17 protein-coding genes are annotated in these 25653 nt (G+C 60.7%); 2 read left to right on the top strand and 15 right to left on the bottom strand.

Annotated elements, in window-relative coordinates; translation table 11 throughout:
* The 4 genes from WC326_05010 to WC326_04995 all read right to left on the bottom strand — a co-directional run bounded on the left by WC326_05010 (position 1) and on the right by WC326_04995 (position 10493).
* Entirely contained in the window at positions 1 to 1938 is a 1938-nt protein-coding gene (locus WC326_05010) for a [Fe-Fe] hydrogenase large subunit C-terminal domain-containing protein (protein ID MFA7330417.1), read from the bottom strand.
* 275 nt (positions 1939 to 2213) lie between these two features.
* On the bottom strand, positions 2214 to 3557 hold the full coding sequence (locus tag WC326_05005) for a T9SS type A sorting domain-containing protein (GenBank protein MFA7330416.1): 1344 nt from the start codon (positions 3555 to 3557) through the stop codon (positions 2214 to 2216).
* Positions 3558 to 3996: 439 nt separating this feature from the next.
* The gene (locus tag WC326_05000) at positions 3997 to 8154 is read right to left on the bottom strand and encodes a T9SS type A sorting domain-containing protein (GenBank protein ID MFA7330415.1); all 4158 of its coding nucleotides are present in this window, start codon (positions 8152 to 8154) and stop codon (positions 3997 to 3999) included.
* Positions 8155 to 8558: 404 nt separating this feature from the next.
* On the bottom strand, positions 8559 to 10493 hold the full coding sequence (locus WC326_04995) for an OmpA family protein (GenBank protein ID MFA7330414.1): 1935 nt from the start codon (positions 10491 to 10493) through the stop codon (positions 8559 to 8561).
* Positions 10494 to 10573: 80 nt separating this feature from the next.
* Between WC326_04995 and WC326_04990 the strand changes: the two genes are divergently transcribed.
* On the top strand, positions 10574 to 11086 hold the full coding sequence (locus WC326_04990; protein ID MFA7330413.1) for a YbjN domain-containing protein: 513 nt from the start codon (positions 10574 to 10576) through the stop codon (positions 11084 to 11086).
* Positions 11087 to 11179: 93 nt separating this feature from the next.
* Here WC326_04990 and WC326_04985 read toward each other — a convergent pair whose 3' ends face one another.
* The 5 genes from WC326_04985 to WC326_04965 form a co-directional block, all read right to left on the bottom strand.
* Positions 11180 to 11623 carry a 4-fold beta flower protein gene (locus WC326_04985; protein MFA7330412.1) on the bottom strand — a complete coding sequence of 148 codons (444 nt, stop codon included), beginning with the start codon at positions 11621 to 11623 and terminating at the stop codon, positions 11180 to 11182.
* 36 nt (positions 11624 to 11659) lie between these two features.
* Positions 11660 to 12139, bottom strand: a complete 480-nt coding sequence (locus WC326_04980) for a TlpA disulfide reductase family protein (GenBank protein MFA7330411.1) — start codon at positions 12137 to 12139, stop codon at positions 11660 to 11662.
* Positions 12140 to 12286: 147 nt separating this feature from the next.
* Positions 12287 to 12808 (bottom strand): TlpA disulfide reductase family protein, encoded by a 522-nt coding sequence (locus tag WC326_04975; protein MFA7330410.1) that lies wholly within the window; start codon positions 12806 to 12808, stop codon positions 12287 to 12289.
* 14 nt (positions 12809 to 12822) lie between these two features.
* Positions 12823 to 13140: a thioredoxin family protein gene (locus tag WC326_04970; protein MFA7330409.1), complete on the bottom strand. Its 318-nt coding sequence runs from the start codon at positions 13138 to 13140 to the stop codon at positions 12823 to 12825.
* 197 nt (positions 13141 to 13337) lie between these two features.
* Positions 13338 to 13676: a DUF5681 domain-containing protein gene (locus WC326_04965; GenBank protein MFA7330408.1), complete on the bottom strand. Its 339-nt coding sequence runs from the start codon at positions 13674 to 13676 to the stop codon at positions 13338 to 13340.
* 199 nt (positions 13677 to 13875) lie between these two features.
* On the opposite strand from WC326_04965, the gene WC326_04960 reads away from it, so the two are divergent.
* Positions 13876 to 15816 (top strand): hypothetical protein, encoded by a 1941-nt coding sequence (locus WC326_04960; protein MFA7330407.1) that lies wholly within the window; start codon positions 13876 to 13878, stop codon positions 15814 to 15816.
* A 108-nt stretch (positions 15817 to 15924) separates the two neighbouring features.
* Here the strand turns inward: WC326_04960 and WC326_04955 are convergent, their stop codons facing one another.
* From WC326_04955 to WC326_04930, 6 genes are all read right to left on the bottom strand, one after another.
* Positions 15925 to 17481, bottom strand: coding sequence for a hypothetical protein (locus WC326_04955; GenBank protein ID MFA7330406.1), 1557 nt, complete (start codon positions 17479 to 17481; stop codon positions 15925 to 15927).
* Between the two features lie 332 nt (positions 17482 to 17813).
* On the bottom strand, positions 17814 to 20243 hold the full coding sequence (locus WC326_04950; protein MFA7330405.1) for a DUF3987 domain-containing protein: 2430 nt from the start codon (positions 20241 to 20243) through the stop codon (positions 17814 to 17816).
* Positions 20244 to 20368: 125 nt separating this feature from the next.
* On the bottom strand, positions 20369 to 20611 hold the full coding sequence (locus WC326_04945; GenBank protein ID MFA7330404.1) for an AlpA family phage regulatory protein: 243 nt from the start codon (positions 20609 to 20611) through the stop codon (positions 20369 to 20371).
* Between the two features lie 126 nt (positions 20612 to 20737).
* Positions 20738 to 21238, bottom strand: coding sequence for a hypothetical protein (locus tag WC326_04940; protein ID MFA7330403.1), 501 nt, complete (start codon positions 21236 to 21238; stop codon positions 20738 to 20740).
* A 164-nt stretch (positions 21239 to 21402) separates the two neighbouring features.
* Complete coding sequence (locus tag WC326_04935) at positions 21403 to 22569, bottom strand: tyrosine-type recombinase/integrase (protein ID MFA7330402.1); 1167 nt, start codon at positions 22567 to 22569, stop codon at positions 21403 to 21405.
* 201 nt (positions 22570 to 22770) lie between these two features.
* Positions 22771 to 25584, bottom strand: a complete 2814-nt coding sequence (locus WC326_04930; GenBank protein MFA7330401.1) for a tetratricopeptide repeat protein — start codon at positions 25582 to 25584, stop codon at positions 22771 to 22773.
* Positions 25585 to 25653 lie beyond the last annotated feature (69 nt).

Genomic DNA, 25653 nt, shown 5'->3' with positions numbered 1-25653 from the left:
CTACACGGCGCGCGCCAACTTGTGACCGGCATCGAAGTCCAGCTGGCCCAAGTGCTGGATGCGCGACTGGGTCTCGTGGACGATGGCCTGCACCTGGCGGGACATCTCGGAGACGGCGGCCTCCTGCTCCTGGGTGGCCACGGCGATGGTGGACTGGCTCTGCCCCACTGCGGTGGTCATCTGCACGATGTGGGTGATCAGCTCCTCCACGCGCTGGGTGTCCGCTGAAATGGTCTGGGCCTCCCGGGTGATCCGCTTGGTGGTTTCCCCCGTGACCCGCGCCAACTCCTTCACCTCGTTGGCCACCACGGCGAAACCGCGCCCCATGTCCCCCGCCCGCGCCGCCTCGATGGTGGCGTTGAGGGCCAGCAGCCGGGTCTGGGCGGCAATGGCGGAGATGGCCGCGGCCAGCTCGCCGATGGAGGTCCCCGAACTTTTGAGCGTGCCCATGGCCGCGCTGGCCTCCGTGGCCACCCGGGCGCTCTGCTCGGATTGGCCGGTGGCGAGGGTGGCGCTGCGTGCGATCTCCGAGACGGAACTGTGCATCTCCTCCACGGCGGCGCCCAATTGCTCGGCCGCCTCCGAGATCCGGTTCATCTCCTCGGCGTTCTTCAGCAGCCGCTCGATGCGCCGCTGGCGGAAGAGGTGGCAGTTTTCCGGGCGGTTGAGGTCGTTGTGGATGGCCACGGCCATCTCTTTGCAGTTGCCGTAGCCGCAGGCGCCGCAGTCCAGCTCGTCCTCGCGGGTCGTCTTCTCCATCCGTTGGAACAGGGCGGCGTTTTCCGCCACCGTGGGCCGCCGGATGGTGTTGGTCCGGCTGCGGTCCACATAGTGCCGCTCGTAAAGGCCGGGCTGCCAGTACTGCTCCACCAGCCCCACCACCCGGTCATGGACCGTGCTCTCGTCGCCCACGATCTCCTTCACGTGACGCAGGCGCATTGCCTCCGCCCGGCGAGCCACTAGATGCTCCAGCTCGTCCTGGTTGGCTTCGACGTTGGGCGTGCCGGGTCCGCCGTTGCAGCCCAGCTCGCAGTTCAGGCAGTCCACGAGCAGGGGCGCCTGGCCGCGGCTGATGGAGGATCCCAGGCCCTTCAAGTAGTGGTAGACCGTGTGGGGACCTTCGATCTTGCGCGTCAGGTTGCCGATTTCTGGCAGCCAGCGCTCGGCGGTCTTGAGCAGCCCGCCCGGCGTGGAGAACAGCACGGCGCGCTCCGCCGGCGGGTTGTCGTAGTCCAGTTCCTGGAAGGCGTCCAGGCTCTGGCGCCGGCGCTCCAACTCGGCGATCAGGCTCTTGAAGGTGACGTTGTAGTCGCCCTGGCCGGTCTCGTCGAACTCTCGGCGCTTGGCCGCGCAGGGACTCATGACGGCCACCCGATGCCGGGCGTACTCGGGGTAGAACTGCCGCACCATGCGGATGGTGTGGAGCATGGGGCTGTCCGCCGGCGCCAAGTGGGGCAGCAGCTCCGGATGATAGATCTCGATGAAGCTCACCAGCGCCGGACAGGGCTGGGCGATCACGGCTTTGGGGTGGTTCTTCTGCACGTGGTCCAGATAGGACTTCACCGTGAGTTCCGCGCCGAAACTGACGTCGAAGTTGGCCTTCACGCCCATGGATTTCAGCCAGCCGTTGAACTTCAGGTAGCGATCCGGGAAGACGGCGGCCACGGCGGGAGCCACCACGGACACGATGGGCACGCCGGCCGCAAGGTCCCGCAGAAAGACCGCGGTGTCGTCCACCAGCTTGCGGGCCTCGTGGGAGCAGGCCTTGATGCAGGCTCCGCAGCCGATACACAGATCGGCGTTGATCGTGACGTGGTCGCCCGAGGCGTCGTTGCAGTGCTTGACCGGGCAAGCCAGGATGCAAGCGTGGCAATTCACACAGCGGGGGGGATCCACTTCCACCACGGGGGCGAGCGAAGGGACCTGTGCAAGCGCCATGAATCCTCCAGAGATTGGCTGGGGCGCAAGACCTGCCGCGTGCCGGTTCCGACAGGCGGCGAAGTCCCGCGTCGCCCCAGGCCAGTTAGCGTGCAGAACCCGGCCGACAGTGGGGCTGTCCACCGGGTTCACCTTGTCAACTTCTTGACACTTGAACTATCGGCCGTGGAGGAGGCAGAATTAACGCGTTCTGAACCGCACGTCATTTTCCCATGCAGCCAAAAAGAAAGCCCCCGCCGCAGCGGGGGCTTTCCAGTCATGGGTTGCAGGTCGGCTTACTTCAGCAGGACCATCTTGTGGGTCTGGCTGCCGAACTCGCTCTGCAGGGTGTAGAGGTACACGCCGCTGGCCAGGTTGGAGCCGTCGATGACCACCTGGTTCTCACCGCGGGCGGCGACGCCCAGGTCCAGGCTCTGCACCAGCTGGCCCGCCAGACTGTAGACCAGCAGCCGCGCCGCACCACTCTCGGGCAGGGTGAAGCGAATGGTCGTGCTGGGGTTGAAGGGGTTGGGCGTGTTCTGCGCCAGGGAGAAGCCGGCCGGCGTCTCGTCGGCGCCCACGTCGCAACGCTCCCAGACCTTGGTGGCCGGGTTGGACAGGGCCGGCGCGCCGGCGTCGTCCAGGTAGCTCGCCACGATCACGTCCGTGCCTTCCAGCGTGCTGGTGTAGGCGAAGAAAGCCTGGCCGTTCATGTCCGTCACCTGGGTGCCGCTGGTGGCGCCCACGTTGGGACCGGACACCACGTCGACGCTCACCTGGCGGCCCACGATGGGCTGGTTGTTGTCGTCATGAATCAGCACGGTCAGGCTGTGGACCTCGCCCAGGCAGTTCACGGCGAAGGTCGGGGTCAGCAGGGCGTCCACGGGCAGGGGATCGCCGCAGCTGCCCAGGTTGCGGGCATACTCCACCGCGTTCGTCTCGAACTGGTTGAAGTAGGTGTAGTAGCCGTAGCAGTTGCCGCCCGGGATGTAGCACTCGGTGGGCTGGGTCAGGGCCACCACGGCGCCGGAACCCAGGGCCCACTCCGCCGCCGTCACCTGGCCCGCACTGCCCGTGGTGATCACGTTGGCGTTGCCGGGCAGGTTCAGCAGGTCGTCATGGCTGGCGTAGTTGCCCGTGAAACTGGGGAAGGGCATGCCCGTGGCCATGTAGTGGGGCGCGACGAAGAAGTTCTCCGCGTCGTAGCGCGTGACGGTGCTGACGCCGCCGGGCATCTGGATGCTGCCGCCCCAGGTGCCGGTCAGGTACAGCATGATGCCGCCGCCCTGGACGTAGCTGTTGAACAGGGGCACGGCGGCGTTGACGTTGCCCTGGTAGGGCTCGCCGTAGTAGCCGGTGGTGCCGGCGGTGATGGCGACCAGGCAGTAGTCGGACAGATCGACGGTGTTGATCATGTCGCTGGTGATGACCGTCACCACGGTGCCCGCGTTGGTGAAGAAGGGCACGATGTCCCCGCCCCAGGGCAGGAAGTCACGGATCAGCAGGACGGGCTCGCCGGTGCGCGGGCCGAAGGTGCCCAGCGCGGCCGGCAGCTGAGCGTCGCGGTCAGGCGTGGCCGTGTTGGCCAGGGCAGTCTGGCCCAGCGTGAGCAGCAGACCAGCCAGCAGCAAGTTCTTCATGGTTCCTCCGGTTGTGTAGTTGTTGGTCGTTGTGGACTGTTCCGGCAACCACGGCTGGCACTCCCCGGCACCACGCGGCACAAAGCCCGTCCCGGCCCGCGGGGTCGCCCCGGCGTGGCTGGGAATGGAAGGCGGATGTTGTGCTGGTCGAACACCGAACCGTTTTGCTGAGCGGAGAAATGCAAAGCCAGTGCCAGAAAGGGCAGAACTTCGGCCAACCCCTGAACCATGTTGATCATCAACACATACCCCGACGTAGACAATTGGTCTTCCGAGTCGTAGCGCCTTCGCGCTCCAGTTATCTGGATGTTCCCTGTTGCGAATCCGTCAGGAGATGCCCAATTCAAGACAGGTTGAATGGGGGCTCAGCCGCGCCGCCGGCACCAAAAAGGAAGCCCCCGCCGAGGCGGGGGCTTCCAGGAAAACCGATCGGGGTGACTTACTTCAGCAGCAGCATCTTGTGCGACTGGGTGAAGCCGTTCACTTCCAGCTGGTAGACGTACATGCCCGACGCGACCTTCAGGCCCGCCTCGTTCGTGGCGTCCCAGCTCACCGTGTGACGGCCGGCGTTCAGCTGCTGATTCATCAGCGTGGCCACCTGCTGTCCCATGATGTTGAAGACCTTCAAGGTCGTCATGCCGCCTTCGGGCAGGGCGAACTCGATCCGGGTGACGGGATTGAAGGGGTTCGGGTAGGCCTCGCCCAGGCTGTAGGCCGAGGGCAGGACCGCCGCGTTGTTCAACTCCGCCACGTCCATCTCATTGCCGCTGTTCACAACGGCACCCGAGGAGAGCATCATCTGGGGACGGCCGTCCTGCAGGGCGCTCAGGTGCACGGTGGCCACCTTGGCGCTGCCGGAGAAGGCCACCACCTCGCGGCCCTTCATGGCGCCGGCGATGATGAGTTCCTCACCCGTGTTCTGGGTCAGATAGTCCGCCGCGGAATAGGGTCCCAGAACCGGAACCAGATCCAGGGAGACGATCTGCAGGCCCGGCAGGGAGAGCCGCACGTCCAGGGCCCGCACGTCCACCGCGTCATTCAGCTGGATGTCCACGCTGAATTCCTGGCCGGCGGAGACGAAGTCCGGAGCGTTCAGGATCTCGAAGGCCACGCCCGCGTTGCTGCGGCCGGTGGACCGGTAGACCAGCGGCACGCCCGCGGTGCCCTGGTTGGCGTTCACCAGGTTCAGGTCGGGGATGTACACCCAGTCCGGGGTGGTCACCTGCTCGAAGTCGCACAGTGCGTTCCAGGTCAGGTCACCGGGCTCCGTGTTGTAGGCGTTCTTCACCGCCGTCAGGTCCGTGGCGTCAACCTGGTTGTCCGGGCGCGTGGCGCCCAACTCGTTCGTGTACCCCGCGCAATCTCCAGCCAACAGCTCCAGACGCTGCTGACCCAGTCCCTGAGTGATCCGCTGCGTGTAGATCGGATCGATGTCGCCGAGGTGGTCGCCATGCTGCACCTGCACGTTGCGGGTGCCATCCAGCCAGCCGTCCACGTGAACCGTGAAATCGTACTCGCCGTTGGGCACGTTGCGCAGGTGGTAATGCCCCGCCTGGTCCAGGGTCACCTGGCAACCGGGCGTGACCGCATCTTCGTCATTGGTGCTCTCGAAGGTGGCGTTCCAGGCTTCCAGGCCCTGGACCGCGCCGCTGGGGCTCACGCTGATGGTGGCCACCATGCCCGTGAAGTCGTTGACGCCTTCCAGTTCCACGTTGCCCTGCAGCTCGCCCAGCGGATAGCTGAGGGCGGCGGCGGCGGGCAGCATGACCAGGACCGGCATGGCGTTGCCATTGCCGTCATAGTAGGTGGTCCAGCGACCGTTGGGCGGATCCTGGTCGAAGTAGAGCTCGGTGCTCACGGCGTTGATGATGCCCGTGTGCTTGGCCGTCAGGTTCAGCGTGCACAGGTAGTTCGTTCCGCCGTCCAGGTTCGCGTCGGGGGCGCCCACCGCGCCGTAGACGAAGTTCAGGTGATGACGTCCGCCGGCCACGTTGCCTTCGTCGTTGCTGTTCTCAACCACGCGGGCCGCGCTGAAGACCGTCGTGTTCAGCGTGAAGGGGGCAGCGGGGGTCGTGACATCCCAGTAGGTCGTGTCGCAGCTCATGAAGACCGTGGCGATCTCCGCCGTGGCCACGCCGGAGTCGACGTAGACATCGAAGGCGACGTTCTGGCCCTGAACCACCGAAAGCTGGTTGGGCATGAGCTTGTAGCCGAAGGTCGTGGTGCCGGCGTCGCTCTCCAGGAAGAGGTCGCCCGGCGCCTGGAAGACCAGGTCGGCATCGGCGGGAGCCACGCCCGCAGCGCTGCTGCTCACCACCAGATAGACGTAGAGGGTCGCGGCATCCGTGACCGCCGCAGCCAGGCTGGAGGCGGCGCCCGCACCCACGCTGTTGCCGGTCATCAGGTGCGGCTGGAAGTTGAAGCCATCTTCCTGGCTCAGACCCGTGATGATGTTGTCGCCCGTGTTGCCGGCCACCGTGCCGTCCGTGGAGTTGCCCACCCACAGGTTGTTGGTGAGGTCCACCAGACCGAGGACGCCCGTGCCGAAGGTGCCGTTGAAGGTGGCGTCGGCGCGCATGTTCTCGTTGCCCACGTAGAGGAGCACGTTCTGGTTGGTCTCGCCGAAGTCCCAGGCGAAGTCCCAGGCGATGCGGTACGCTTCGCCCCAGCCCACGCTGCCGCCCAGATCCGGGGGATCCGTGACGAAGGCATCCTGGGCGTTGGTGCAGGTCAGGGCCGCGCTGGTGCCGTCCGTCAGGTCCTCACCGGCGGTCACGACGGCGTTGACGTCCTCGCTCACATAGGTCGCGATGCGCGAGACGCCGCCCGAAGTGATGATGCCGTAGAGGAACAGGTTGTCGCCAGCCGCCACGCGGGTGTTGATCGCCGAGCGCAGGGTCTCGGTCCAACCCCACATGTCCACGTCCACCAAGTTCTCCAACTGCTGATCGGGATTCTCGGTCAAGGCCGAGGCGTAGATCAGCTCGCCATTGGCGATGCTGCCGTCGGTGGCGGTCCCGGTGGCGATCAGGGTGGCGATGGAGGTCTGGTCGAAGTCCGCAACGCCGTCGGTGTCCGCGTCCAGGTAGAACGCGATGCTCGCGTCGTTGTCCGGATCGGTGTCACCGGCGATGGTCAGACCCCAGTTGATGTTGAAGAAGCGGTTGACGTCCGGCCGCAGGTCGAAGATGGCCGTCGTGCCGTCCGGATACGGGTCCTGGAGGACCAGAATGGGCGTGTGGCTCACGACGTAGCGGTTTGCGGAGACGTCCACGTCCTGGTGCAGGCCGTCGTTGGAAACCACATAGAGGAAATAGCTCCCGGCGGGCACGAAACTCAGGTCGCTGATGTAGATGTCCCAGTTGAAGGTGAAGTCCACATCTTCTTCCAGAGTGTCGGAGGGGGCGATGAGCGTGCCACCGGCCAGACCCGTGACCAGGTAGTTGCCGGCCGTGCCGCTCAGCGTCAGGTCGCCTTCATCCAAGCCCGACTGGGTGCTGAAATACAGCTTGATGTCGGCGTTGTGATCGAAGTCGATGGTGTTCATGTCCCAGGTGATGTTGTCCACACCCGAGCCGTCCTGAGTCGCATCATCCAGCGCCAGCAGGCCACCCGAATCCAGGTAGTCGTTGTTGGCGGAGAGGAAGTCGAAGCTCGCGTCGGCGGCGTTCGGATCATCCTGGTTCAGGTTGTTGGTGGGATAGTGGAAGGCGCGGATCGGGCCGGCCCGGCCGATGGAGCGGGAGCCGGTCTCACCACTGGTGGCATAGAGGTAGTACTCCGTGCCGGAGACGTCCCAGTCGCTCAGCCCGCTGGTCAACGGCGTGGCCGTGGTGGGCGAGGTGGAGACGTCGATCCAGAGCGGGACTTCCACGTTGGTGGAATCACGGAAGGCCCGGAAGGCGCCTTCTTCGTCGTTGACACTGGTCAGCATGGAGTCGACACTCCACCAGAGCTGCATGTCAGATGCCGCCGTGGTGGTGTGCGTCGTCAAAGCATAGACCACGCCCAGATCCCAGCCGCCGTCGCCATCCGCCAGGTCCGTGGAGTCCGGGCCACCGGCGGTGGGGGTGCTGAAGGTCAGGGACGGACCCGCAACCGCCGCGATGGTGGTTCCCCACACCGCGTTGGTCATGCTGGTCATGGTGTTGGTGGTGGCCGCGATGGCCGTCGCCGCGATGGCGTCGGTCACCGTGTCCACGCAGCGCGCGGCCAGCACCGTGAAGGTGATGTTGCCAAGCGCAGGAATGGCGCCCACGTTCAACGTGGCCACCAAGGTCTGAGCGTTGACAGGGGTGGCAAAGGTGACGTTGCCACCACCACCCGAGACCGTGGCCACGCAGTTGCCGGGCACCCACTCCCAGCTCGTGCTTGGCAGGATCAGGCTCAGCGTGCCGCCGATTTGCAGGTCGCCGCCGCCGGCATCGCTGGTGATGACGAGGTCACTCGCCCCAGTAACAGCTGTCAGATCCGTGTACCCGTACGGACCACCCATGTCCAAGTAGACGGTGGAAGTGACTCCCACCGGCGTGGTGATGGTGGCCTGTGCCCCGGCTTTCTGCGCAAACAACAAGGCCAGAAAAACCAGGAAGGACACAGCTGCAAGCGTTCTGGGAATTTTAGCAGACGTTCCCATGTTTCCTCCGCAGCAAATTCGATTCTACACTGTCCGTTGGCCTTGCAGGGAGAGTGCAAGGACGCCAGAGCATCCATACGTATAACAGAAAGCAAAAGAGTCACGTTCGGGCCGGGGGCGCGCCGCTTGGTCGCGCAGCCTACTCCAGCGTCTCTGACTATCGGCACTTCCGGAAAACATTCGAGCCGCGCGAAGCTCTTTTTCCCGGCTGAGCTTCGGCAAGGATCAGGCCAGCCCGAGAAGGGCAGAAAATCCCCGCGGAATGCGAATTGTCTTTTAGGTTCTCTCGGGGAAGTGAGATGGGAGATGGTGCGGGTCGCCAGGGGAGGGGCAGAATTTGCAATCCGGAACTTCAGAACTTCTGCTTATCGCAACCACAGTTCCGTGCGTCGGTTGGCGGCCCGGGCAGCCTCGCCGGCCTCTGGCCGCAAGGGTTCACGCATGCCCAGCCCCCGGGTGCTGATTTGCATTTCCGGTACGCCGTGGGCCACCAGCCAGTCCTTGACCGCTTGGGCCCGGCGCCAGGAAAGGTCCAGGTTGTAGCGCTCGCTTCCCACGTCATCGGTATGGCCGCGTAGCTCGACTTGGGTGCCGGGCTGGGCCTGCAGCCAGGCCAGCACCTGCTCGAGCACGGGCAGGCCGTCCGGGCGCAGTTCCGCGCGGTTGAAGGCGAAGCGCACCATGGGCAAGGCCAGATGGGCGCCGGCCTCCAGGGGCTGGAGGCGCACCAGCAGGGTGTCGGCGGAGGCGCGCCAGCTTTCCGGCCCCGGGTCGCCGCGGGCGGCCGCGCCCGCCAGGACGGGTTGGCAGGCGAAGAGGTGGTCGGGGGCGTCCGCGAACAACAGGTGCCGCCCGCCCACCAGCGCGCAGGTGAACAGGCCGTCGGCGTCGCAGAGCAGCTCGCCCGGGGTGGAATTCCCGGGCTCCAGCGATTCCAGCTTCACGCGCGCGGCCAGGGGCCGACCGCTGGTGGCGTCCACCACCCGGCCGGTGAGCTGGAAGACGGGATCCGGCGGACAGCAGGCCGGGACTTGACTCTCATAGAGATCCAGGTCCGGCCGGCCGTCCCGGCGCGAAGAGAACAGCGCCGTCCGGGCGTCCGCGCTCAGGCAAAGGCCCAGGTCCGGCTGGCTGGTGCTGAAGGGCGGACCCAGATTGCGCGGCGGGCTCCAACTGCCGTTCGGGGCCAGCCGGCTGTGGAACAGATCCAGCCCGCCGAAGCCGATCCGGCCGTCGCTGCTGAAGTAGAGATCGTAGCCGTCGGCGTGCAGGAAAGGTCCAGCTTCGTGTCCGGCCGTGTTGAGCGCGGCGGCGTTTTGCGGATCCCCAAACTGGCCATCGGCTTCCCGGCGCGCCAGCCAGAGATCCTGCCCGCCCAGCCCGCCCGGGCGGTCGGAGGCGAAGAGCAGCCAGCTGCCGTCCGGGGCCAGGGCCGGCTGGCTCTCCCAGCCTGGACTGTTCAGCCGGCTCAGCGGTCGGGGCGCGCTCCAACCGGTCTCCGTCCATTCCGAGAGGAAGAGGTCGCAATCGCCTCCGCCGGGTCGGCCGCAGGCGCTGAAAACGAAGAGCCGGCCAGCGGCGCTGAAGGAACCCGATCCTTCGGAGCCCACGGTGTTGATGGGCGGATCCACCAGGCGGGCCGTGCCCCAGTCCGGGCCGGCGCGCTCGCTCTGCCAGAAATCCTCCCGGAAGACGCCGCCGCGCCCCTGGGGATCCAAGCCGCCGGGCCGGTTGCTGGTGAACCAGAGCTGGCGGCCGTCCAGGCTGAGCAGCGGCATGAAGTCGTCCGCCGGGCTGTTAACCTTGTCCCCCAGGCGGCGCGGAGCCGGGTGGCGGGCACCCGCCAGTTGCAATCTCAGGCGCTCGCCGTCGGCACTCAGGCGCTGCTCCACGTCCAGGCGAAGGCTGTCGGCCAGTTCGGCGGTCAGGGCCAGGCGCAGTTCCCGGGCGGCCTCCTCCCAGCGCTCCAGCTTTTCCAGGGCCAGGGTGGCGTGCAGGCGGGCCGGCAGGTGGCGGGGGTCCAGGGCCAGTGCGGCCTGAAAGGCGACCAGGGCGGATTGGGGCCGCTCCAGTTCCAGCAGGGCCCGCCCCGTGAGGAATTCCCCTTCGGCGCAACGGCAGGTCCGGGCGTAGCGGGTCAGGGCCTCGAGGGCCTCCCGGGCCTGGCCGGAGTTGAGGCAGGCCAACCCGCGCTGCAGGTCGGGATCCGCTGCCCGGGCCGCGCCGGGTGTCCAGCCGGCCAGCCACAGGCCGCCCCAAAGCCAGGCCAGCTTCAGAAAATCCTGCCAGACAGCTCTCAAAACCCTACCTTTGCGGCTGGATGATTCCGGTCAGGGACCGATAAGTCCTGCAACCGGACACGTTGGAGAAGGAGACGGAGATGCGACCCAATCCCATCGACACCATCCTGGAGTATTTCAGCGAACTCGACTGGGATCATCGGTTCTATCCGGACGATTCCTCCGTGGACGCCTCGTACACGGGCGAGAACGGCTCCTGGCAGTGCCGGGCGGTCTGGGATCAGCAGGCGGAGATCTTCTGCTTCTATTCCTTCCTGCCCACCAGCATTCCGGCGGAGCGGCGCTGGGCCATGATGGAGCTGATCACCCGGCTCAACCTGGGTCAGCGCTACGGCGACTTCGAACTGGACCTCTCCACGGGCAGCCTGGCCCTGCGCACCTATCTGCTGTGCCGCGAACACGGGCTGGACTCCAAGTCCATCAACGACGCCGTCAGCGGCAATCTGGCACTGCTGGACGACCATCTGCACATCCTGATGAAGCTCATCTACTCCGACTCGTCGCCGATGGAGCTGTGGGAGGAGGCCGTGCAGGAGGAGAACGCGCGCTTCGGCCTCGAGGACGACGAGGAAGAGGACGAGGAGCGGGACTGATCGCAGGTCCAGCTCAGCGGAAATGAAAAGGCCGGCTTGCGCCGGCCTTTTTTGTGGTGAATCCTGGGGTCCGGGCGCTGACCGGCATCCTTCCTAGCACCCGCCCTGCTTGAACACCTCGTCCAGCCGCTGTTTCGCCCAGTCGTTGGTGAACAACGGCTTGATTGGCGGCGTCGATTTGAACTTCTGGCGTTCCAGCGGCTTTTTGGCCGCCTTGGCCGGCTCGCTGCCGGTCAGCGGGGAAAGCGCTCCCGCACAGGCGGCGAGCCGTCGTCCCTCATGGTCCCGGAGCACGCCCGCGCCATACCAGCCCAGGTGTTGTCCACCCGATGAATACACATTCAAATCGCCGGAATAGCCCGCTTCGATGTACCCGACCGCGTCGCCGGACCAGAGGTAGATCGTCTGATCGTCCGCGATGTAGGCCACGGCTGCGCCGTCCGCGGCGAACAGCGTGGTCTCGCTCGCGCTGGTGGACAGCACGTGCAGCAGCACGGCAAAAAGGCCAACGCCAATCAACTTGCCAGACTGCTGCATACCGGCCTCCCTTCTGTCAATCTTGGCAGGGTGTCGCTACTCCCTGAGCAGGTCGTCGATGAAGTCCGCTGGAACTCCGGCCGGGTGATCGTTGTAGCGCAGTCGTCCATTTTTGTCGAAGATCAGGCTGCGCGGGATGCTGTTTACCTGGTACTGGTAGGCAAAAGTCAGTGTGTCCGGCCGGTCTTCAAAGTAGACGGGAAAGTCGTATTCCGGGTTGGCTGCCAGCCAGTCCTCGACGACCGTCAGATTGTCGCCACGCCAACCTGTGTTCACCACCAGCAAATCGAAGCCCGCCAGGTGGAACCGATGCTCTTCCCACACCGCTTGGATGTCGGGCATGGAGCGGATGCAGGGCGAACACCACACGCCCCACAACTCCACGTAGGTCACTCTCCCCCGCATCGCGGCCATGCTCACCCGGGACATGGGCGTCACAGCAGCATCACCCGGATCATCCCCCGACGACGAGTCGGTGCAGGACAGAAACCCCAGCCCTATCAAGGGCAGCAGCACCAGGAGGAGCCGCTTGCCAAGGATGGCCGTTCCCCTCCTGAAGTGACGATCGCCGAGTCCTGACCTCGACTGCCTGGGCCGCGCGACGGCTGTCGATCCCAGATCCCAGTGACACCGAGTCATTGACCCCTCCGACTCTTCCTCTGGTTACTCCTTCAGCAGGCCGTCGATGAAGCCCGCGGGGATTCCGCCCGGATGGTCGTTGTAGCGCAGCTTGCCCTTCTTGTCGTAGATCAGGCTGCGGGGAATGCTGTTGACCTGGTTGGCCACCGCGAACTGCTGGGCCTCAGCGCGGTCGTCGAAGAAGACGGGGAAGGTGTACTTGGGATTGGCGGCCAGCCAGCCCTTGACCTTGTCCAGGTTGTCGCCGCGCCAGCCCGTGTTCACCACCATCATATTGAAGTCCTTGTTGGACTTGTACTTGTCCCAGGTCTCCTGGACGTGGGGCATGGATTTGATGCAGGGCGGGCACCAGACGCCCCACAGCTCCACGAAGGTGACTTTGCCCTTCAGCCCGGCCTGGTCGAAGCCCTTGAGGGGCGTGACCTTGACAGCCGCGGCGCTGGCGGCAGGCTTGGCTGCCTTGTCGGCGGGAGCGGCGCCCCCGCAATTCACCGTCGCCAGCACCAGCAGGGCCAGCACCGGGAGGATGAGCCACTTCTTCAGCATGGTTTCCGCCTTCCTTAGATGTTCTTGTCGATGAGTTCGAGGATCTTCGCCTTGGCCTGCAGGCCGATGAACTTGTCCACCGCCTTGCCGTCCTTGAAGAAATGCACCTGGGGCACGGACATCACGCCGCAGCTGCGGGCGGCATCCGGCGCCTCCTGGATGTCCACCGTCACGATGCGCACGTCGCCGCGCTCGGCCTGGACTTCCGCCAGCAGGGGGTGCAGCTTCTTGCACGGGCCGCACCAGGTCGCACTGAAATCCACCAGCACCAGCCCGCCAGCGGCCACCGTCTCCTGAAAATTCGCGTCCGTCACCTTGGTCAGCTCAGCCATCGTCGTCTCCTGCTGTCTCAATTGGAAGCGCTCCAACGGTCCGCGGCAATCAATGGTTCCCACTATGAAACAAAAACTTCGCTGCAAATCCAGTGCTGGAGCGGCTCCGCCGCACCTGAGCCGGCAGCTTGGACACAATCTTGGACACATTTCCCAATGCACCCGGCCCGACTCACGCGCCGGAGCGGGGCACCAACTTAGTCTTCTCCCGGCTTCTCGCCAACGGGAGAAAACTCAAACAAGCGGATGGGCTCCCGGGCAGGCACGAACTCCACGCCATCGACTTCCAGCGGCCCAATCCCAAATCGCTGGGCATTCTCGGTGACCTTTCCACAGGTGCGCTCAGCAATGAAGTTGACGGCCCGCATATCGCCCGCCTCAGCCATGTTGCACACGTTCGCCAGGATGGCGCGCCGCCGAGTGACGCCAGGCGCCTTCAGCTCGTCCAGCAACTCGTTCAAGATGTCGGCAATGGCGTTTCCCTTGGGCGGGCGGCCGGAGGGATTGCCGCTGGTGCCAGAAATCCACTTTGACACTGTTTTTCCTCCTGTTTTTCAGGAGTTGGAGTAGAAATGAGTTGGGAACACAGAACCGTAGATCCTCTCATCATTCTTCCCAATGTCCCGATTCTCATTTTTCAAGATTGTTTTTGAGCACGTGCGCATTTAGCTTGCGCGCGAATGCTGTAAACTCTATCATGCTGCATCCCCTCCAAATCAAGACTAGGGTCATATAATGAAAACGACTCACCTAATCCTCGTTCTCTTACCCTGTGTAGCTGTCGCAATTAATGAACCTGTTGTCAACATTTCGTCTTCTACAAATGGCGATGTAATAGATGTTGAACTTAACTGGAGTCCATCTGTTGGAGTTGATAGGTATCAGATTTTCCATACTCAATTATTGACGAATTCTTTCAATAGCTTAGGTTTTACCACAGATACCACATTCCATCACCAATTAAATACTAATTGGAATTGGCAATCGCAACCAGATGTGTTTGGATTTTACAATGTTAAAGCGATAGGAAGTCCCGCGCAGGTTCCAGGATACATAGAATCATGGGGTGGAGAATTCACCCCTGAATTGAGTGATCTGCACGAGGTAATTTCTGTTTGTGCGGGCTATGAATTTTCGCTAGCTCTACACGGAAACGGATCAATTACAGCTTGGGGAAGAAATAGCGTTGGCCAATGCAATGTACCGTTACAAAATTCAGACTTCATTGACATCGCCTGCAGTCGTTTTCTTAGTTATGGGCTAAAATCCAACGGATCCATTTCACGCTGGGGCTATCACGAACTGATGCCATCAGTTCCGGAACCAAACTCAAACTTCATCGCCATAGCGTCCAGTGAGTATCACGCACTAGGATTGAAATTAAATGGGTCGATCATTACTTGGGGTTATGATGATTTTACTCAATTTAGTGTTCCTCTGCCAAATACAGATTTCATTTCAATAGCCACCAATTATTTGGGTGGTATCGGGCTTAAATCAAACGGATCCATTATTACATGGGGGAATGGAGCTCAATATCCACCGTCTCCAAACCAAGACTTTATAGCAATCGCTGCAGGAGATTTTCATTATCTGGGTCTCAAGTCAGACGGAACGGTTATCGCATGGGGATCTAATGATTATGGACAATGTGATGTTCCAACAATTAACAACAATTTTGTCAGCATATCTGCCGGATTGAATCTTAGCTTCGGAATTAGGGCTGACGGATCAATTGAGGAGTGGGGATATGATCAATATTATCAAACTGGAATTCCTGATCTAAATGCAAATTTCGTCGCCATTTCAGCTGGAGGCGAATCAAATTTTATTGCCTTGAAATCTGATGGTACTATTTTAACATGGGGCCGTGAGTATTATTATGTTCCGAAACCAAATTTGGATTACATTGACATAGACTGCGGATCTGGATTTAATATTGCATTAAGGTCAGACAGCTCAATAGTTGCTTGGGGTGAGAATAATTCCATGAATCAATACAGTCCGCCGTCACCCAATCTGGATTTTTCTGAACTTTCTGCCGGATACTTCCATTGCATTGGGCTGAAATCGAATGGCAAAATTGTAGCTTGGGGATATAACGACTATGGACAATGTGATGTACCTCTAATTGATTCAAACTTCGTGGCTATTTCAGGTGGAGGAAACCATACTCTGGCATTGAGACGCGATGGATCCATTGCTGCATTTGGATCAAACAATTATGGTCAATGTGTGGTTCCAGATCCAAATTATGATTTTGTTGATATCTCTGCTGGGTGGGAATTCTCTGTTGGTCTAAAATCTGACGGATCCGTTTTAGTTTGGGGATTTGGCCAATATAATCTTCATGATATTCCATCGCCTAATAGTGACTTCATTGCAATTTCGGCTGGTGGCAATCATTGCCTTGGTTTGAAAGAAGATGGATCGATAATCGCTTGGGGAGACAATACCTTTGGGCAATGCAATGTCCCGTCACCTAATTCTGGCTTTACATCTATAACTGCTGGCCAAAATCACAACTTGGCCCTTAGGAGTGACAATGAAATTGCTGCATGGGGAATCAATGATCAAGGCCAATGCGACGTGCCAGTGTCGGCGAATAACAACTTAATAATACGTGCAGGCTCTTATCAAAGTCTGGTTTTAAGATCTACTTTACCTTCAAATTGAAGTATATTCACCACAAGCTCAGTTTTCGCATAAGACGATATTTTATTTCATAGAATGCCGATGATTTGCAATTGAATCTCCAGACGCTCTATCATATTTAACGATAGTTTACTTGTTTTGTGCGGTCTCACTGCACAAATCTACAGAATAGCCAATATTTCCACATCCAATCAAATTCTCATTATTTGCTACAAGACAGGGACTAAGTTGCGATAATCTAAAATCGTTTGAGTTTTGATCACAAAATCGCGGATCCAACTCAAACGTATTAGAAATAGATGACAAGCACTCTAACTCATAATTAACTGTGTTATTGTAGAACACAATACAATTCCCTCTTCCTCCATTACAAAAATACTCTCCATCTGGAATATGTCCATATAAAAGTAGGGCTGGTGAAATTGTAGTATTGCAAATTATAGAGTTGTAAATTTTCCCACATGCTGCATTAATACCACTAAAAGTTGATTTATAAATCGGAACGCATCCAACATATCTGCTTGAAAGCGATATTATTCCAGTTCCAAACTCATTACTAAAGGCGCAATTATCAATAAATACATTTTCACAGGTTCCGTAACTAACAATATCTAAATTCTTTATAACTGAAGAGTCAAATTCTGCAACATATGGTTCCCAAAAAGAAACTGAACCTGTGCGACCAAAAATTGTCAACTTACTTCTTTTAATTGACGAAAAGCCTCCTCCAAAAAGGAAATCACTAATAACAATTTCGCTGTTATCGACAGTTAAATCACCATAAACTTGTATAATTCCTGTACTTTGTATGTCTGAATCATTCAATGACAATCGATCACACCTTATATTGGATGATCCAACGACGGTGTTAATGATGGAAATTCTCGCATTAACAAGTTCGCAATCATTCACTGCACATTGAATAAAGGACACCAAGCCGCCATCGTTTTCAGTTGAATGAATATTGGAAAGCCTACATCCATAATAGTCAACATAATTTGAAGACATGTACAGATTGCTTAGGTCAATGAATGAACAGTTGTTAAAATTTGCCCTGAAAAGAAATCGTCCCTTAAACCCCCAATTAGCGTTCCTTATAGTAAACCCATCTATACTACAGAAAATGCTGTCGTTATAGTTTTCATTAGACCCTACATCAATTATGTTAAATACAAATTCATTATTTTGCCCGTCTATCACGGTGCTATCAGGTCCGCCAATTGAAACGAAACTAATTCGCTTATTATCAGGAATGTTTAAATTCTCATAATAAATCCCATTCGAAACAATAATTGTATCAGAAATTGCGGCCGCATTTATAGCTTCTTGAATAGTTGCGTACTCCTGCGGAACCAGCCTATTCCGTGGTTCTATAGGTCCGACGATTTCATCGTATTCGGCAGTGACATTATAAAATCCCAAAATTTGCGGTTGATTCTGCCAATTCCACCCTGTCGAAGATGAAATCGAAATGCAAGTGTCTGGTGTTTGCCCAACATTCAAGGCTGGCTCTGTGGTTGAAGATGAATGATATATTCTATAATAACTAGCATCAGGAAATTCCGACCAATTTAAGTTGACATATATGCTATCACCGTCGGTGGTAGCACTGACATTAAGATCAATGGGAGGTGTTGCAGATAGCGCGGCAACCATGGTTAGTAAGACAAATAGTGTGAGACGCATTGGAGGAGCCTTTCATACGGAATAGGGATAATGTGAACTTAAGAACATATGTGACCGCGTGCAAGCGAAAGATGAGCGTCAGAAAAAGAGCATGAGTCGAGCGGTTGGTTCAACCCATATGAAGGGTCAGAGGGAGCTTCAAAAGTTGAGCATTACTGTCAGTCGCAACCAATGGAGAGGTACGTGCCTCATCTCTTGCTTCCGAGTTGCCTGCTAACGCGAAAGCTGCGAATCTTGCGAATGAAAAAGCTGCCCTACCATCCTTCGCAGCTTTCGCAGGATTCGCAACGGTTCGCCCCAAGCCTATTGTATTGAATCGCGGAATCTACCCATTAGTGTGGATCCCCAGAAAGCAACGCAGGATTCAAGGCAATCAGTTTGCGCTTGCCGTCTTGTCTCCATCGCGCCCGATTCGACTCCGTTAGCTCTGTCATGGCGGAATCAATCGCTGCCTTAGCCCGCAAGCCGCATGGCCCGCATCTTTGCACACTGCCTGTAGGAACCGCCTGGACTTTTTCGCGTCGGCAATATGCCAGGAGCCAGCTGTCCAAGCGGGCTGCGTTGGCCAGTTCCGAGGGGAGGGCCAGTTCGCCAAAGAAGCGCCGTGATTCGTTCAAGTGCCATGTTGCCAAACGGCAACCCGATGAGAGATTCTCAATCGTGATTGCGCTGCCGCTGTCTTCGAACCATTGGAATAGCGCCGCTAAGCGAGCCGCATTATCAGCCGATTTGCTGGCCACGTCTCTCACGTCCTGGAGATTGCCGCCGCTCGAGAGCTGGGCTTCCACCTTGTCATGATAGGCTGTCCAGGCCGCCTTTGCCTCTGTTGTAAACGTCAACAACATGGGCTGAAGCGCGCCGGTATCGTCTATGGGAGCCGGTTGAGAGAGGATGTCCGTGATTCGCCGATTGAAGGCTGCAAGAGCTGGCCAAGTCTCAGGGGCTTCACTGAAAGGACGTTGGCCTTGGGTTGAATCGGGCCAAGAAATAAGGAAGCGGGAAAGGAATCCCGTCCCTCTCGCCAGGGCCCCGTTTCGACTGAGGAACTCGCGCAAGGTCGGCTCCTGCACTTGCAGGGCAATTGTCAGCCGTGCCCCGTGAACGGTGAAGGATTCCGACGTGCGCCGGTCAATGGTCAAGCTGTTCCCATCCCAGAGCTGATTGAGCATCGTGAGATTTCGCATGATGGAATCCTTGCCCATTCCATGCGCCCCCAAAACGATGCCCGCCTCGGCGGATACCACACCACCTGATGGCCAATGCGTCGCCAGACCGAAGGCCAGCGCTTCGGGAGTCGCGTCGGAGTAGAGCAAGCGAGGGATCTGAGGCGGTCTTGGCTTCCTGACTTGCAGCTCGCGCAAAGCTCCTTTCCTTTCGTCCGTTGGCTGTCCGCTCTTCGCAAGTTGCCGGATCTTGTCTTTGATGCCGTTGCACTCGGCATCCCAAGCCTCAACCGCAGCCCGGTACGTTATCAGGATCGGTTTGGCGGCCTCAGCTTGCGCCTCTTGGTAGTTTTGAATGGCCTTTGTAAAGAAGCCGTCACAGGTCGATTTTCGCTCGCCGCTATCCGCAATCGTCAACAGGAACAGGCTGGATGGCCCTTGCAGCCGTTCCGCCCGTTTGGCGTCCGCATGAGGTTGAATTGCCAGTGACAGCGCTGAGAGAGCGCTTGCGGCAATCAGAGGCAAGGGAGCCTTGACGAATGCCGCCACCTCTTCAACTGCTGCCCGGATGGTGTAAGGAAGCGCATCAATTGGATAGGGCTCAGGGTCCATCTTGACGCAAAGCGATTGCGGCTCCGGCCAGTCGCCGAATTCGCCCGCTAACGACCCCGCATCCGCCGGTTGGCATTCGCGTTCATCCGTTGTCCTTGCGTTGCACACGGCCTGTCTCACAGCCTCCGCGCCGCATTGAGCCGCCATGTCGTTGAAATCCGTCGCTCCGTCGGGACGGGGCTCAGCGAAGTCGGGCACTGCCAGCAAGCCGCCGACAGCCCGCGCCGCCTCGGTCGCCTTGGTCAGGCCGGGATTGCCGGCCGTGTTGCAATCATCATCGGCGCACAGGATCAATGGCAGGTCGGGGTACTTCTGCCGCAGCTCCTTCGCCACTTCGAGAAGATTTCCGGCATTGGCGGCGGCGGCAACCGGATGGCCGGTTGCCTCGTGGATGCTCGCCCCGGTTGCAAAGCCCTCGGTGATACAGAGCGCTCTTGCGTCCTTCATCTTGCCCAAGCTGCAGTAGCAGCCCGCCACCCGCCCGCCGGTCAGAAAGCGCTTGCTGCCGTCCTCTCCGATGAACTGGAGGGAGTGCAACTCACCGCCCAACCGCAAAGGAACAACCAGCCGGCCCTCATGCACTCGCGCTCCGTGTGGCTGAATCTGCTTTCGGGCCAGGTAGGGATGCTCCCTGCAGGGAAGGGCACGTTCCCAAATCTCCTTTGCCCTTTCGCGGGCCTCGGCATGCCGCTTCACCTCCTCGGTTTTGCGCTCTTGACGCATCGCCTGGACCTGTTGCCGGTGCAAGGCCTCCTCGGCATGGGTCAGCGGGCGCCCGATCTCAGCCCGCCAGGATTGAACCAGACCTGTGCGCCAATCGCCGAAGCACCCGGCCGGAATGCCGTCGCTGTGCAAGACATACCAGCAATCCGCCTGCTTTCCACTTCCCCGGAAGCGGGCCAGCCGCCCGTTTGCGACAACCACTTCAGGAGGGGTCAGGCCAGCCGCCTGAATCGCTTCTGTGAACTGGCGTTCCGTGTCAAGCATCGGCGAGCCCTCCCCGCGATAGCAACTATTCGAAAAACCGACCTGGAAGCAAGCCCCCGCAACGCATTGCCAGGCCCACGATGCAGGTCTTGCCGATGGATCTAAGCCTGGCCTTCAGCGATGTTTCAGGCTGCATCTCTGCGCGCCTCCTCAAGCCTGAGCACAAGCGCACGGATGGCCTCATCCGACTTGCCGGAGATTCGGGCCGCATTCATGGCCTGGACCTCCCTGGCAGGCCAGCCGATAGCCCGCGCCCCAAGACTGACTTGTTTGGGCCAAAGCCCTTGCGCGATCAGTTGGTAAATGGTTGAACGGGAATAGCCGGTTTCGGCCAAGACAGTTGGAAGGCGAAGGATTGTACTGAACATGTGGGCACCTCTTTGGCTTTGGTGCCATAAGAGGGCATTGCGCTACGGGGGATCACCCAGCAATTGGGGGAGAGAGATTCCTATTAGGGCTCAAAATCCGCTCTGGTAGCGGGTCGAAGGACATTTTCAGTCGCTCGGGTTTCGCTCACCTATTGCGGTTTTCAATGTTTTTCGGGCCTCATAGAATTTCTTCTGAAGGGTTTTCTTCGACAAGCCGTAAGCATCGAACTTTTCGGTCAGCTCATCTTCAAGAATCCCCTTGCTCTTGTACTTAGGATGCCTGCTGAAGCCATGATCGCCTTCGATATAAGCCAACAGTGCTCCAATGATGTTCAGAAAACTCCCCTTGGATCTCTCGTCAACCTCTCCATTGTTGCCTTTGCTTCTCTCGGCCCTATTGAACAGGAAAGAGGGCTTTTCGTCAGGATGCTCTTTCAGCATCCATGCCTTCAGATCAGTGCGGCTAACACACCGAAGAGGATAATCAACATGCCCGGACCTTTCTGTTTCGGGCAGATAGCAGTCGGTAACCCCGACGTATGGGAGTTCGCCGTTTTCGGTCGCAGCGATAAGCCATCCGTACCTGATTCGTAGCTCAGGATGCTCTCTCTGCGGGTCAGTCTTCACGAATGGAGCACCTGGGAGCCACACTGAGACGCTCATTTGAGGTTCTTCGCCCGTTAGTCCAGCCCATCGAACTGCGGCCTGAGTCAAAGTGTAGAACCTCAGCGGCCCTCGCAGTGAGCCTTCACAATTGGGTTGCACATCGCTCATCGTGAACTTCCTTCCACTCATGCCTTCTCAACGAAATCCGCCCAGAATTGCAGCATTTCGCGGCGCTGATCAGCGTACTCAGCCCGGTTGTAGACTCCCCGCATTCCACCGATGGTGTGATTGAGCGCCTTCTCCACCACATCCGAAGGCCAACCGTTTTCATGCAGCAGGGTGGATGAGGTCCGGCGCAGGTCATGGATCGTGAAGCCCGCCATCCCGTAACCATGCAAGGCCCGTTCAAGCGCCATGTTAAGCGTCGTGGGAGCAAAGGGCTTGTTCAGGCTCCCGCAACCAGGCAGCACAAGCTCGCTGCTGTCTGCCAATCCCCGCAGCTCCTGGAACAACTCCAACGCCTGCCGAGACAGGTAGACGATGTGGGGCTTGCCGGTCTTGGACTGCTCGGCGGGAATGTGCCACTCCGCCGCCGCCAGATCCACATTGGCCCAATTGGCCAGCATCAGCTCGGATTTGCGCGTCATGGTCAATAGAAGCAGGCGCAAGGCAATCTGGAGTTGCCGGCGCATGGTGGACTCGCCAATGGCATTCAGGAAAGTGCGAATCTCGTCCCGCGACAAGGCCCGCTCACGCGACTTCTTTTTGAATACGTGTCGCATGGGTAAGGCGGTCACCGGATTCGCTTGCATCACACCACAGGTGATTGCGAAGTCGCACAATCGAAACAGCATGCCCCTCAGCTTGCCCGCTGTCGCATCGATTCCCTTGTCCTTGGCACGCCAAACTATAGCGCGCACATCCTCCGTGGAAATGGTACTCATAGGCCGCTCACCGATGAAGGGAAGGATATCCTTGTCGAAGTAGCGGCGGGGGACGCGCACGTTCTTGATGTCCTTCGCCAGCACCTCTCGCAGGAAGCGCTCGGTGAACTCTGCCACCGTGGCCGTCTCATCTGCGGCAACCTTGGCAAGCTGCTTCTGGCGGGCCGGCGACTCGCCCAGCAGCACCTTGTGGGCCGCCTCATCCCGCCAGGCCCGGGCCAGCTTGAGCGACAGCTCCGGGTACTTGCCCAGCGTCAATTTCTCCAGCCTGCCATCCAGCCGGTAGCGAAAGCGCCAGACAACCCCGCCCGTCGGAAATACTTCGACGTACAAGCCGCGCCCATCACTTACGGTGTAGGGCTTGGGCTTGGGCTTCATTGCCTTGAGTGCCGCGTCGGTTAGTGGCATGTCCGCCTCCTGTGCCCACAACTGGTTTGACCCTGGCTTGCCGTCTACTTGGTCACACACTTGGACACAAATCTAGCGGATGCTGCTGGAACTTCACGCACTTTTCAATACAAAAAATCCCCGCTCGAAAGCGGGGATTGAGTTTGTAATCGATGTTTCTGGACAGCTCTGGACGCCAGACGATTTTCCCACTATCAAGAATCAAGCCTGACGGGTCTTCTCCAGCAGTTCCTCCGCCAGGTCGCGGTTGAAGGCATCCGCGGGCCAGAGCTCCAGGGCCTTCTCCAGGTGCCAGCCGGCGTCCGAGCGGCGGCCTTCGGCCAGGAACAGGTTGCCCAGCTGGAAGTGGCTGTCGGCGTGGCCCGGGCTGATGCCCAGCGCCGACTGGAAGAACTTGACGGCCTCGCGGCGGTCCTGCTGGACCTTGGCCTGGACCAGCCCGCAGTAGTAGAGCGCCATGAAGTTGCGGTTGTCCTGCTGGTAGCTGGTGATGAAGCTCTTCAGGGCGGCTTCCCAGCGCTCGCTGGTGAATTCCAGCAGGCCCAGCTCGAAGTGCGCGGCGGGGAAGGTCTGCTGCAGCTCCAGCGCGCGCCGGATGGCCTTCTCCGCCTTGTCCTCGTGGTCGGCGGCCTTGAGGGCCACGCCGTAGCGGAACTGGAAGACCGGATTGTTGGGCTGCATGTCCACGGCGTTGCGGAACTCCTTGACCGCCAGCTCCTCCTCCTCGTTCTCCAGCAGCAGCTCGGCCAGCCGGAAGCGCACGCCCGGATCGGTGGGCAGCCGTTCCTCCAGATGCACGAGGCAGTCGATGGCGCGCTCGCGGTCGCCCGCGGCCAGCCAGGCCTGGGAGAGGTCGAAGAGCGCCTTGTGGTTCTTGGCGTCGCCCTTGACCACCACCTCCAGCTGCTCGGCGGCCTGGCTCCACTGCTTGGTGGCCAGATAGGCCTGACCCAGCAGCAGGCGGTCGTCCAGATCCTCCGGGTCGGCGGCCACGCTGGCTTCCAGCTCCTCCAGCGAGGCGGCCACCAGGGGCCGGTTTTGCTGCAGGTAGGCCAGGCGCTGCTGGGCCTCGGGGAAGTCCGGCCGCAGCTCCAGCGCCTTCTGCAGGCAGGCCTCGGCCTCGGCGTGGCGCTCCAGGTCGGTGAGGGTCAGGGCCAGGTAGTACTGGGTCACCGGGTTGTCGGGAGCCAGCTGCTCCAGCCGGTGCAGGACCTCCAGTCCCTCCTCGAAGCGCCGGCCGCGGTTGAGGACCCCGGCCAGCCGGAAGAGCGGCGTGCCGTCCGTGGGCGCCGCCTGGCTCCAGCGCTCGTAGGCCGCCACGGCCTCGTCGTCCCGGTGCAGCAGGTCGAGGATCTGGGCCAGGCTGCCGGAGGCCTCGCGCAGCGCGGTCTCCAGCAGGGTGCCGCCGCTGCCGTCCTGCCGGCGCGCGTCCAGTACGTCCATGGAACGCCGGTAGAAGCCGCAGGCCACCTCCAGCAGACCCTTCTGCTGGGCGGCCACGCCGGAGAGCTGGTTGACCTGGGCCTCGTCCAGGCGCGGGTCCGTGCCCACGCGCTCGCGCAGCACGGCCAGGTGGTCGAAGGCCTCCTCGGGCTCGCGCAGCATGAGGTTCAGCTGGGCCAGGCGCAGCAGGATGGGCGAATCCGGCGTCTCGGAACCCGCGATGCCCTTGCGCAGCGAGGCCCGGGCGGCCTGGATCCGGCCCGCGTCCTGGCCCGCCAGGTAGGAGAGCACCAGACCATGGTTGACCAGCGTGGGGGGATCCTCGGGGTTGCGGGCCAGCAGCGACTCCAGCAGCGGCAGGGCCTCCTCGAAGCGCCGGGCCGCCAGCAGGCCCTGAACCAGCTGGGTCTGCAGTTCGGGATCGTCGGGCTTGTCGGCCAGCTGCGCCTGCAGCGCGGCCACGTCGACGGTCGGCGCGGCGGCGGCGTCGGGCTGCGCGCCCAGGCGGCCCAGCAGTCCCAGCGCGGGCTGGAAGCCGGGCTGGATCTCCAGCGCCAACTCGGCCAGGGCGCGGGCCTCCTTCAGGCCGGGTTCGCGCTCCTCCTCCGGCAGCTCCAGAGCGCGTTCGAGGAAGATCAGCGCCTTCTGGTACACCAGCACGGGGTCGCGGGGCGCCAGTTCCATGCCCTTGGCGATGAGCTCCAGGGCGCGGTCCCAATCGCGCTCGTGCTGGGCGATCAGGCCCGCCAGGCGGGAGAGGGCGCCGGGTTGGCGCGGCTGCACGGCCAGGGTGCGCTCCAGCAGCTCGCGGGCGCGCGTCGGATCGCCGGCCTGCTCGCGGATCTGGGCCAGGTTGAAGAGCAGGCCCGCGTCCTCCGGACTCTCGGCCAGGGCGGCCTCCAGCCGCGCGGTGGCCTGGTCGAACTCGCCGCGGCGGGAGTGCAGCAGGGCCCGCAGGTTCAGCACGTCGCGCAGGCCGGGCTGGCCGGCCAGCACGCCGTCCAGCAGGGCCTCGGCCTCCGCCAGGGCGCCTTCATGGCCCGGCAGCTGGCTGAGGTTCTGCAGGAAGAGCGCGAACTGGAAACAGCCCTGGGGATCGTCCGGGCGCGTCTCCAAGCCCAGGCGGTAGCACTCCTCGGCCTGCTTGAGCTTGGCCTCGGCCTGCTGCCGGTCGCGCGGGGCCAGCAGGTCGTACTGGGCCTGCAGGGCGCCGGCCAGCATGAAGTACAGCGGGCCGCGGGTCTCCTTGGCCGCCGTCTCGATGGACTTGCGGATGGCCTGTTCCGCCTCTTCCGGGCGCCGCTCCTGGAGCAGGGTCTGCCCCAGGTGGAACCAGGCTTCGGACATGCCGGGTTGCAGGCTGAGGGCCCGGCGGAAGTGCTCTTCGGCGTTGGTCCACTCCCGGCGGCCCATCAGGGCCACGCCCAGGAAGTAGATCACCTGCGGGTTGTTGGGCACGAAGTCCAGGCTCTTGCGGTAGCCGGCGACGATCTTGTGGAGGTCCGGATTGGGACTCATGTGCAGGCGACGAGTCTCATCAAACCACTTCTGGGCGCGTTCCTGATCGGTCATTCCACTCACGGCCGGAATCCTCCTGCTATCACGATGCCTGGTATTGTTCGCTTGCGCCGACCCGCCTGG

This window comes from Candidatus Delongbacteria bacterium, assembly GCA_041675285.1.
Taxonomy (GTDB): domain Bacteria; phylum CAIWAD01; class CAIWAD01; order CAIWAD01; family CAIWAD01; genus CAIWAD01.
The sequence above is the reverse complement of the archived record's forward strand: the minus strand, read 5'-3'. Positions and strand labels throughout refer to the sequence as shown.

Bases quoted from the DNA above. Each gene is read 5' to 3' on its own strand.
- WC326_05010 (MFA7330417.1), bottom strand. From the start codon at position 1,938: ATGGCGCTTGCACAGGTCCCTTCGCTCGCCCCCGTGGTGGAAGTGGAT.
- WC326_05005 (MFA7330416.1), bottom strand. From the start codon at position 3,557: ATGAAGAACTTGCTGCTGGCTGGTCTGCTGCTCACGCTGGGCCAGACT.
- WC326_04930 (MFA7330401.1), bottom strand. From the start codon at position 25,584: ATGACCGATCAGGAACGCGCCCAGAAGTGGTTTGATGAGACTCGTCGC.
- WC326_04935 (MFA7330402.1), bottom strand. From the start codon at position 22,569: ATGCCACTAACCGACGCGGCACTCAAGGCAATGAAGCCCAAGCCCAAG.
- WC326_04985 (MFA7330412.1), bottom strand. From the start codon at position 11,623: ATGCAGCAGTCTGGCAAGTTGATTGGCGTTGGCCTTTTTGCCGTGCTG.
- WC326_04945 (MFA7330404.1), bottom strand. From the start codon at position 20,611: ATGTTCAGTACAATCCTTCGCCTTCCAACTGTCTTGGCCGAAACCGGC.
- WC326_04955 (MFA7330406.1), bottom strand. From the start codon at position 17,481: ATGCGTCTCACACTATTTGTCTTACTAACCATGGTTGCCGCGCTATCT.
- WC326_04960 (MFA7330407.1), top strand. From the start codon at position 13,876: ATGAAAACGACTCACCTAATCCTCGTTCTCTTACCCTGTGTAGCTGTC.
- WC326_04990 (MFA7330413.1), top strand. From the start codon at position 10,574: ATGCGACCCAATCCCATCGACACCATCCTGGAGTATTTCAGCGAACTC.
- WC326_04970 (MFA7330409.1), bottom strand. From the start codon at position 13,140: ATGGCTGAGCTGACCAAGGTGACGGACGCGAATTTTCAGGAGACGGTG.
- WC326_04950 (MFA7330405.1), bottom strand. From the start codon at position 20,243: ATGCTTGACACGGAACGCCAGTTCACAGAAGCGATTCAGGCGGCTGGC.
- WC326_04975 (MFA7330410.1), bottom strand. From the start codon at position 12,808: ATGCTGAAGAAGTGGCTCATCCTCCCGGTGCTGGCCCTGCTGGTGCTG.